Annotated in this window: 3 protein-coding genes; all 3 read right to left on the reverse strand. The window is 67.9% G+C overall.

Features of this window, described 5'->3' with window-relative positions; genetic code table 11:
* Nucleotides 1-11 precede the first annotated feature (11 nt).
* The 3 genes from G6N66_RS17565 to G6N66_RS17575 are packed head-to-tail and all read right to left on the reverse strand — an operon-like array spanning nt 12 to nt 10,549.
* A complete protein-coding gene (locus G6N66_RS17565; protein ID WP_085235403.1) occupies nt 12-4,526 on the reverse strand; it encodes a non-ribosomal peptide synthetase in 4,515 nt (1,504 codons plus the stop codon).
* A gap of 10 nt (nt 4,527-4,536) precedes the next feature.
* A complete protein-coding gene (locus tag G6N66_RS17570) occupies nt 4,537-9,561 on the reverse strand; it encodes a non-ribosomal peptide synthetase (RefSeq protein ID WP_085235440.1) in 5,025 nt (1,674 codons plus the stop codon).
* A 49-nt stretch (nt 9,562-9,610) separates the two neighbouring features.
* Nucleotides 9,611-10,549 (reverse strand): methionyl-tRNA formyltransferase, encoded by a 939-nt coding sequence (locus tag G6N66_RS17575; RefSeq protein ID WP_085235404.1) that lies wholly within the window; start codon nt 10,547-10,549, stop codon nt 9,611-9,613.
* Nucleotides 10,550-10,561: the final 12 nt, after the last annotated feature.

A 10,561-nucleotide genomic window follows, 5' to 3' on the forward strand; every position in this document is an offset into this window, starting at 1 on the left:
GGTGCTCTCCCCTATGCCAAGCTTGCCGCGAGCGCGGCTATGCCGCGCTGCCAGAACTGCGTCAGACGGTCAATGTCGTTCTGCGCGAGTAGCGCATCGCTCCACCGCCAGTTCGCGATCAACTGCGGACCCTCGGGTGTCGCACCCACCAGCACGCTGATGTTCAGCGCGAAGCGCAGCGGCAGATCGGGTTCGGGATCGACCGGCAGCGCGTCGATGTATGGGGCGGTCAACAGTGACCACGGCTGATCCGCCGCCCCGGTGAGGTCGAGGCGGCCCAGATAGCCGAACTGAATCTGCGGTTCGGCCCCGCGCTGCAGCTCGGGAATGCAGTCGACATAACGAAGCAGCCCGTAGTCCACTCCCTCGTGCGGGATCGCGCGCACGTGAGCGGTCACCGAGTCCAGCAGCGCCCGCACCGCGTCCGGATCATCCTCGGCCCGCTCGACGTCGACGGCCCCGGCGCCCGCTCCGAGGCGCACCGGGAATGCGGCGGTGAACCAGCCGACGGTGTTCGTGGTATCGGTGTCCAGCTCCGCATCGCAGCGCCCGTGTCCTTCCAGTGCGATGAGCGCGCCCGCTCCCGGATCCTGTCCGCGCTCTCGACGCCAACTCGCGGCCGCGATGGTTGTTGCGGTCAAGAGAAATTCGCGTATGCCGACGCGCTCCGTGTCCGGCACCGGGGTGATGACCTGGCTCACTCGCAGCGTCGACCACGTGTCACGGGTGGGGTCCGGATGTCGTCGGCCCAGCGCGGGATCGGGCTCGCGGACCTGCGCGATCCAATAGTCACGCTGGTTCTGCACGTCCGGTTCGGCGGTGCGCTCCCACATCAGCTGCGAGAAGCGCCGGTAGGAGGTGAACTCTGGCAACATCTTCGGGGTGGTGGGCGCGCTGCCGGATTGCACCGAGCGCCACGCCTCGGCGATATCGCCCAGCATGATGTGCCAGGACACCACGTCGACGGCCAGGTGATGCGCGGTGATCAGCAGCACGTCGCCACGCGTCGGGCCGCGGAACCAGACGGCCCGCAGCATCGCACCGGCGCGCGGATCGATCGCCTCGGTGACGACGCGGGCGGATTCCGTGATGGCCGAACATAACTCGGCATCGGTCGCGCTCGGCACCTGTACGCGGGACAGCACGTCGGCGGCGCGGACCACGCCGGGCCCGCGGGTGACCAGCCGCGGACCCTCGGCGGTGTCGGTCAGGATCGACCGCAATGTGTCGTGTCCGTCGAGCAGCATTTGCAGCGTTGACTCGATTGCCGGGCCGTCGATTTCGCTGGGTAGCGCGAGCAGGACGGTGTGGGTGAAGCGGCGGTATTTGCCGTATTCGTAGAGCCAGGAGACCATCGGAAGCGGCGGCACCTCGCCGTATTCGTCATCCTCGACGGGGGGATGCGGGGCGGCGTCGTCGATCGCCGCGGCCAGTTCGCGAATGGTCGGCGTGGTGAACACCATTCGCGGGCTCATGGCGAGCCCGCGCCGCCGGGCCTTGTGGACCAACGAGATCGCCACGATGCTGTCCAAGCCGAGACCGAAGAGGTCGTCGTCGATGCCCGGCGTCACGCCGTTGAATTGCTCCCTGCACACGTCGCACAGTGTCTTTTCCGTCTCGGTGGATGCCGCCGCGCCGTCCGCACTGACCCGCGACAGCACGTCGGAGGCCAGCCGGTCCAACTCGTGGCCGTCGAGCTTGCCGTTGGTGTTGACCGGCAGCCGCGGTAATGGCACGATCCGGGCCGGCACCATGTACAGCGGCAGGCGTTCGGCGAGCGCGGCCCGCAGCCGGACCGCATCGCCGGCGATACCCTGTTGCCACACAACGAAACCCACCAGGCTGGTTCCCGTTGCGCGGCGCACCACGGCGACGGCGGCATCGTGCACGTCGGCCCGGTCCCGCAGGACGGCCTCGATCTCGCCGATCTCGACGCGATACCCGCGGATCTTGACCTGGGCGTCGGCGCGGCCCAGGTAGGCGTATCCGCCGTGCGGCAGGCGACGCACCAGATCACCCGTGCGGTACATGCGTGCTCCCGCGCGGTGCGGGTCGGCCACGAATCGGCTTGCGGTCACTGATGATCGGCCGACGTAGCCGCGGGTCAGTTGCGCACCGGACAGGTAAAGCTCGCCGACCACACCGGCGGGCACCATCCGGAGCGCCGAGTCCAGCACGTAGCCGATGGTTCCGGCGTTCGCCGTGCCGATGGTCGGTGTCTCGTACTGCTTGACCGGCGCCACCACCGCCTCAACGGTCACCTCGGTGGGCCCGTAGCAGTTGAACACCGCAGGCGCCAGCGCGCGTAACTGCTGCCACAGCGCGGTATCGATCGCTTCCCCGCCCAGGGCGAGCACCTCGAGCGGATGGTCCAGCAGGCCGGCGGCGCGCAGCTGCACGAGCATCGACGGGGTGGTGTCGATCATGTCGATCCGCTGGCGCGCGATGCCTTTCACCAGCCGGTCGGCGTCGCGCATCTCCTCGGCGTCGAACAGGTGCAGAGCGTGACCATCGAGCAACCCGATCATCGGCTGCCAGGAGGCGTCGAAGCTCAGCGACCAGGCGTGCGCGATGCGCAGCGGACGGCCCAGCCGTGCCGAGGCCGCGCGGTAGACCCGGTCACGATGGTCGGCGAGGTAGGCGAGTAGCGCGGCGTTGGTGCCGACGACGCCCTTGGGCTCGCCGGTCGAGCCGGAGGTGAAGATGATGTAGGCGCTGTGTTCAGGATGACGGCGCACCGCGGGCGCGGTTGCCGGGCGTTGCGAAATGCGTTCGGCCACAGCGGGATCGTCGAGCACCAGGGCGGGAAGTCCCTCGGCCGATGCCGCGTGATCGGCCGCGGTGATGGCCAGCGCGGGTTTGGCTTGCCGCAGAATGGATTCCACCCGAGCCGCCGGCAGCGTGATGTCGACGGGCAGGTACGCGGCGCCCGCACCCAGCACCCCCAGGATCGCGACAATCGATCGGCTGGAGCGCGGCATCAGGAGTGCGACGACGGTTTCCGGACCGACACCGAGTTTCGCCAGCTCCGCTGCCAGTCGGCTGGCGTCGGCATGCAGTGCGGCGTACGTGTACCGCTCGCCGCGGCCGGTGGTCAACGCGACGGCGTCGGGGGTGGCGCGGGCCTGCGCCTCGAACGTCTCCCATACCGTGGTCCCGGGCGACGGGACGGCCGGCAGGTCGCTGAATTCGGCGCGCTCGGCGGAGGTGAGAATATCCAGCGCGTCCGGGGTTCCATCACCGATGTCGGGGAGTTGACGCAGCACGCCGAGCAATCGCTCCCCGATCTGGTCGGGCCGAAGATGGGGCAGCGCTTGACGAATCGCCTCGACGAGGACGACCAGCCCGTCGCCTTTCAGGTGGGCAACCACCGTCAGCGGGTAGTGCGTCAGGCTCTCCATTTCGATCGGGGAGAAGCGGGCCCCGTCCGGTTCGGTGACCTCGCGGATGGCGTCCTCGATGGGGGCGTTTTCGAACACGAACATGCTGTCGAACAGGGCGCCGCGGCCGTGTTCGCGCTGCAGCTCGGACAGGCTGAGGTAACCGATGTCGCGCATCGCCGACGATTCGCGCTGCAGGTGCAGGCATTGTTCGACCACGGATTCGGTGGGGCTGACCGTGTGCACCACCGGGACGGCGTTGATGAACAGTCCGACCATGGTGTCCACGCCCGGCAGCTGTTCGGGGCGGCCGGAGACGATCGTGCCGAAGACGACGTCGCGACGGTCGGTGAGCCTGCTGAGTACGACGGTCCAGGCGAACAGCACGGCGGTGTTCAGGGTGAGGCCGTGGCGGCCGGCCCACTGCCGCAAGCGTGCCGTATCCTCCTCCGGCAACAGTAGTTCCGTCTTCTGCGGCACGCCGTCGGCCGCGGCGTCGGCGACCATCAGCGGGCCCGACGCGCCGCGCAGGTACCGGTCCCACTTGGCGATGGCGGCCGCCCGGTCCTGGCCGGCGAGCCAGACGATGTAGTCGCGGTAGGGCCGCGCGGGTGGCAGCGCTTCGGCCGACCCGCCCGCCCGATACACGGCCAGCATCTCGGTGAAGAAGACCGCGAGCGCCCAGCCGTCCACCAGGATGTGGTGCGCGGTGAAAATCATGCGGCGCCGGCTCTCGCCGGGAACCGTGAGCAACACGACTCGCAGCGCGGGACCGCGGCTCAAATCAAAGGGCCGGCGCCGCTCCGAGCGCGCGATGGCATCGAATTCGGTTGGCGCCGCAATGCGTTCGGACCACGGTAGTTCCGCCTCGGCCGGCACGATCTGCACCGGCTTGGGCACGTCGCGATCCCAGAAGGCGGCACGCAGGTTCGGGTGGCGGTCCAGCATCGCTTGGGCGCTGCGGCGCAGCAGCGCGACGTCGACCGGTCCGTCGATGTCGACCACGAACTGCATGCTGTAGATGTCGAGGCTGTTGTGCTGCTCAGTGGCCAGCCGGTACAGCGCAAACAGCCCTTCCTGCAGCGGGCTGAGGGCAAGGACATCCTCGATCTGTGGGGCCTGCGAAGCCTTTGGAGCCCGCGTCACGAACGCGGCCTCACGACTGTTGTTCCCAGGACGCGGTCAGCTCGGCCAGCGCGTCGGCGCTCAGGCCCGACGCGCTCATCGGCGTGTATTGCTGCTCGTGTTCCGGATTCGGTTGGGCCGCAGGCTGGTTGGTGGCGGCGTCCACCGCCGCGGCCAGCTCGGCGATGGTCATGTTCTCGAACACCATCGGTGGGGTCATGGCCAGCCCGTTCGCGTTGGCCTGGGCCGCCCATTTGATGGAGATGATGCTGTCACCGCCGAGGGCGAAGAAGTTGTCCTCCGCGTCGACGCCGCTGATGTCGAGCAACTCCTCCAACGAGGTGATCAGCAGCCGCAGCGTGGGCTCGGAGGCCTCTGCGGGCTCGGCGGCAGGCCGTGACGGCGCACCGGGTTTCGGGGTCGGCGGTGCGAGCAGCCTGTCCATTTCGGCGGCGGGCAACAACTCCACGGCCGACAGCGCGGCGTCCGGTGTCGTCGCGAACGCGTCGAACGCCGCGTTCAGGGCGTCGGCGATGCGCGCGGCCGTGCGCGGCTCGTACAGGTCGGCATTGGCGACGATCCGCACGTCGAGTTCCCCGTCGGGTGTTACGTTCATGCCGACGTCGAGATCCAGCAGCGACACCTCGAAGTCGATCCGAAGCGGAACGACCGTGGTATCGCCCGTCGTCGTGAGGTCACGGGGAACCAGCGCCCAGTCCTCGCCGCGGAAGTGAATCATGGTCTGATACAGCGGGTTCCGGGACCGCGACCGCGGCGGGTTGAGCGCCTCAACCAGGCGTTCGATCGGCAGTTCCTGGTGTGCGAACGCATCGAGGACCACGTCGCGGCTGCGGCCCACCAGGGACCGCAGACTCGGGTCGCCGGTTAGATCGTTGCGCAGCACCACCATGTTGGCGAACAGGCCGACCAGGTGGTCGGTGGCCGGGTCGACCCGGGAGATGACCGGGCTGCCGATCGGAATGTCCGCGCCGCCGCCGAGCTTGTGCAGCAGGACCGCCAGCACGGCCTGATACACCATGAACTCGGTGGCGCCGCTTTGCTCGGCGAGCTGTGTGAGGGCGGCGCGGCGACTGGCCGACACCATGAAACTCACCACCTCCCCGACCTTTCCGATGACCGGCGGGCGCGAATGGTCGGCCGCCACCGCGATCTCGTCGGGCAGGCCGGCCAGCGCGGCACGCCAGTACGCCAGTTGGGCCCGTCCCCATTCGGTGTCGGCATCGAACGCCTGCCGTTGCCACAGAGCGTAATCCGCGAACTGGGCGGGCAGGACGGCCCAGTGCGGGGCCTGGCCCTCGAGCCGGGCACGGTAGGCCACGACGAGGTCGTCGAAGAGGATGCCGAGTGAGGCGTGGTCGCTGACGATGTGGTGGACCAGTATGACCAGCACGTGCGCGTCGGAACCCAGCGCCAACAGGGTGGCCTTGATGAGCGGTCCGGACTCGGGGGTGAACACGTGCCGGCGCAGCTCGGCGATCGTCTCGTCGAGCCGGTCCGCGCTGACGTGGTTCACCGGCAGTTCCACCCGCAGCGCGGGATGCACGATGTGGTACGGAACACCTTCGTGCTCAGCGAAATTGGTGCGCAGCGACTCATGCCGCGCCACCACGTCGTTGAGCGCCTCGGCGAGCGCGGCGATGTCCAGCGGACCGGTGAAGCGCAGGGCCAACGGCATGCTGAAGCCGTCGCGCGCGCCCTCCAGCCGGTACATCAACCACGCGGCGAGCTGCGAATACGACAACGGAGGTCGCTGCGGGCGCACAGCCGGAGCGAGTTGCGGGCGGGCGGACTCCGGTGGCTGCTCGCCGGCGTCCATCTCGTCGAGGTCGATGTCGAACTCGGCGCGGAACTGCTCTATCAACCGGGCCGCCAGTCCCGCCGGCGTCGGGGTGTCGAACACGGCGCGCACGGCCAGCTCCACCCCGAACTCGGCACGGATCTGCGCGACCAAACGCGCCGCCAGCAGTGAGTGGCCGCCCAGCCCGAAGAACGAGTCGTCGGCGCCGACGCGCTCCCAGCCGAACAATTCGGCGAAGATCGCACACATCCGGCGTTCGGTGGGCGTCGCCGGCTCGCGGTAGGCGCGCACCGCCACCGGGGTCGGCGCGGGCAGTGCCCGCTTGTCCAGTTTGCCGCTCACGGTCAACGGGATCTCGGGGATCACCGCAAACGCGTTGGGCACCATGTATTCCGGCAGCGCCGACGCGGCGTGCGCCCGTATCTCGTCCAGGTCGATTTCGGCGGACCCCGTCACCGGCACCAGGTAGGCGGCCAGCATCGGCCCGGCCTCGGAGTCTTCGGTGACGACGAGGCAGTGTCGGACCGCTGGATGCGACGCGATCACGGCCTCGACTTCGCCGAGTTCGATGCGGAAGCCGCGGATCTTGACCTGCTCGTCGGCCCGCCCGACGAATTCCAATTGGCCGGAGATGTTGCGGCGGACCAGGTCTCCGGTCCGATACATGCGCATGCCGGGGTTGAACGGATCGGGAACGAATCGCTGGGCGGTCAGACCTGGACGCCCCAGGTATCCGCGCGCCAACTGGACGCCACCCAGGTAGAGCTCACCGATCACCTCGGCGGGAACCGGATGCAACTCTTCGTCGAGCACATAGGCGTAGACGTTGCGGTTCGGCACCCCGATGGGCACCACGCGATTGCCTTGGGGGCCCTGGACCTGCATGTGCGTCGAGCAGACCACCGCCTCCGTCGGACCATAATGGTTGCGCAATTCCGCGTCGAAATAGCCGGCGAATTTCTCGGCCACCTCGCCCGGTAGCGCTTCTCCGCCCACCGGCACGTGGCGCAGCTGGCGCCATGCATCGACGTCACGGATCTGCGGCAGCAGCAACAAGGTGCTCAGCATCGAGGGCACCATGTGCAGCACGGTGACGCGGTGGCGGCTGATCAGGTCGGAGATGTAGGCGGTGTCGCTGAACGCATCAGGCCGGGGCACGATCAGCTGGGCGCCAAGCACGAACGTGATGAACAGGTCCAGCAGCGAGGCGTCGAAGCTCACCGACGACGACTGCAACAGGATGTCTTCGGCGGTCATGCTCCATTCGGCGGCGAAAGACTCGACATGCTCGGCGATCGCCTGGTGCGAGACCGCCACACCTTTCGGCTGGCCGGTCGAGCCGGAGGTGTAGATGACATAGGCCAGGTGCGCGGGAAGCAGCGGACGCCGACGGTCGTCGTCGGTGGGCGCGACGTCGGGCAACCGTGCCGCTTCGCTTTCCGCCGCGTCGAATTCGCCGCGCCCGATGACCGTTCTCGGATCGGCGTCGGAGATCAGGTATTCGATGCGTTCGTCCGGGTAGGCCGGGTCGATCGGCAGGTACGCCGCGCCGGCCTTCAGCACGGCGAGCATCGCCACGACGAACTCGATCGAGGTGGTCATGCGCAGGCCGACGATATCGTCGGGGCCGAACCCTTGATTGATCATCCAGTGCGCCAGGCGATTCGCGCGCCGATGCAGCTCGGCATACGTCAGCTGTTCCTCGTCGGAAGCCAGCGCGACCGCGTCCGCCTTGGCCGCCGCCGCCGATTCCAGGATGGCGACCATCGTGGTGGCCGGCATCGGAACCAGGTCGCCGTGCGACTGCTGCAGGACGCGTTCCCGCTCGCCGCTGTCGAGCATGTCCAGGCTGGTGATGCGGCGATCCGGGGCACTGACGGCGTTGTCCAGCAGCGAAACGTAGTGCGCCAGCATCTGATCGACGAGCGGGGCACTCAGCACGTCGGTCTGGTATTCGAACTCGACGAGCACGCCGTCGGGGTTCAGCACCACCGCGAGCGCAAGCGGAAGATGTGCGGTTACCGCGCCCAGCTCCAGCTGTCGCACGCAAACGCCGTCCAACGCAAGGCCACTCGTGCTTTTTCGCATGCTAAACCCAAGGCGGACAAGGTGATCCATGCCGTCGTGTCCCATGCGCTCCGGGTTGATCTCGCGCACCACCCGATCAATGCCGACGGACTGATGGGCGAAGCCGTTCAGGCATGTCTCGCGCACCGCCTGGACGAAGGAGGTAAAGGTGTCGTGCGGTCGTGGGGAGATCCGTAGCAGCAGCGTGTTGCCGAAGTACCCGATGGCGGCCTGCGCCGAAGCTCCACGATCCGTCACCGGTACCGAAACCAGGAAATCCGTTGCGCCCGTGTAGCGGCGCACCAACACACCGAAGCTAGCCAGCAGCACCATGAACGGCGAGGCGGCCTGCTCGCGCGCGAAGCGTTCCACCCGGCCGAACAGGTCGGCGGGCAGAATCCGGGTTCGGCGCTCGGCTCGCCTGGACGGGTGCGCGGCTCTGACGCCGGGTAGCTCCAGCGGTTCGGGTGACGGGCGCAGCACGTCGGCCCAGTAGCCGACGTCGGCGATGCCGGGTTCCGAAGGGGATTCAAGCACCTCGACGGCGACGAACTGTGGCGCGGGCGTGCTTGGTTGGTCACCGTTGTAAGCGGCACTGAGTTCCCCGAAGAAGACGTCCCACGAATCGTCGTCCCAACAGATGTGGTGCACCGTGAGCAGCAGCACGAAATCGTCCGTGCCGCTGCGGATCAGGGTCGCCCGTAGCGGCGGCTCGGTGGTCAGGTCGAATGGGCGGCCGAACTCTTCTCGGGCCAGCGCCTCGATCCGATGCCGCTGTTCGGCCGCGGGGAGCGCCGTCACATCGTCGGTTCGCCAACCGATCTGAACACTGTCGGAAAAGACTTGGTAGGGTTCGCCTTCGCTGTCCACCCCGTACACGGTGCGCAAAATGGCATGGCGTGCAACGACATCACCGAGAGCCGAGTGCAGGCGGGCCTCGTCCAGGGCGCCGGTGAGCCGATAGGAAACGCAGATGTTGAGCGTGACGTCGGCGGGGTCCATGGCCTGCAGAAACCACATCCGACGCTGGCCGGCCGACAACGCATAGCGTTCGCCGGCGTGGATCTCGGGCCGGCGCGCCGATTCGGCTGCGGCCATGCCGCTTTCGGCGATGCGTCGACGCAGCAGTTCGCGGCGGCGCTCCTGCATCGTCTTGGCTTCGTCCACCACGGCCGCCGTTTCTGCCCTGTCCGGCATCGTCGGTCTCACTTTCGTCGGATCAGATCCGGTCGTTCAGATATCCGCCGCGCACGAAGAACTCGTCGCCGCGGCGTTCGACCCCATCCGCGGTGCGGACCAACGTGACCACCAGGGCGCGATTGCCGCCGCGATATGCCTCCGGCCCCGATACCACCGCACCACCACCCTCCTGCACGATCACCCGGCCGGGCGTCCCGCCGTAGCAAGCCTCGGAGACCCGCGCTTCGAGCACCTCGATGCGTTCCCCGCGATAGAAAGTGAACGGTCGCGGGTACGGCGCGGACAGCGCACGCACGAACCTTTCCAGATCCTCGGCGGGCCAGCCCCAGTCGATCAAACTGTCGCGCTCGGACCGCTTATGGAAGTAGGTCCGTTCGGCCTTGTTCTGCGGGCGCCAGACCGCGGTGCCAGACTCCAACGCGCTCAACGCATCCCGCAGCGCACTGGGTATCAGGTCCATGCCTCGGAGCACCAGCTCGGTGCCGGTATCGGTGGGTTTGATGGGTAGTGCGTGCTGGATCAGGATGTCGCCGGTGTCCAGGCCGTCGTCCATTCGGTGCACGGTGAGGCCGAACTCGGATGCACCACTGATCAGCGCCCACAAAACCGGGGAAAACCCGGTGAACTTCGGCAGCAGCGAGTCGTGCAGGTTGAGCGTGCCGTGCGGCGGCAGGTTGTATAGCTCCGGCGGCATCCGGGTGTACCAGCTGTTGACGACGATGACGTCGGGCGCCGCGCGCCGAACCAGGTCGATGGTCTCGGCGTCGACTCGCTCGGTGAGATGGACCGCAATGCCGCGCGCCCGCGCCAGCTCCTCCACCGAATCCGAGAAGACGGCCCGATACGAGTCCGCACTGGCCGGATGGGTGACCGCGAGCAGGACTTCGTGGTCAAGGTCGATCAGAGCCCGCAGGGTTTTATACCCCCAGGTCTGAAACCCGAACATGACGATCCGCATTCGAATGAACCC

Origin of the sequence: Mycobacterium conspicuum, assembly GCF_010730195.1 — a bacterium.
Taxonomy (GTDB): Bacteria; Actinomycetota; Actinomycetes; order Mycobacteriales; family Mycobacteriaceae; genus Mycobacterium; species Mycobacterium conspicuum.

Coding starts and splice junctions, on each gene's coding strand:
- G6N66_RS17575 (WP_085235404.1), bottom strand. CDS start 10,549: ATGCGGATCGTCATGTTCGGGTTTCAGACCTGGGGGTATAAAACCCTG.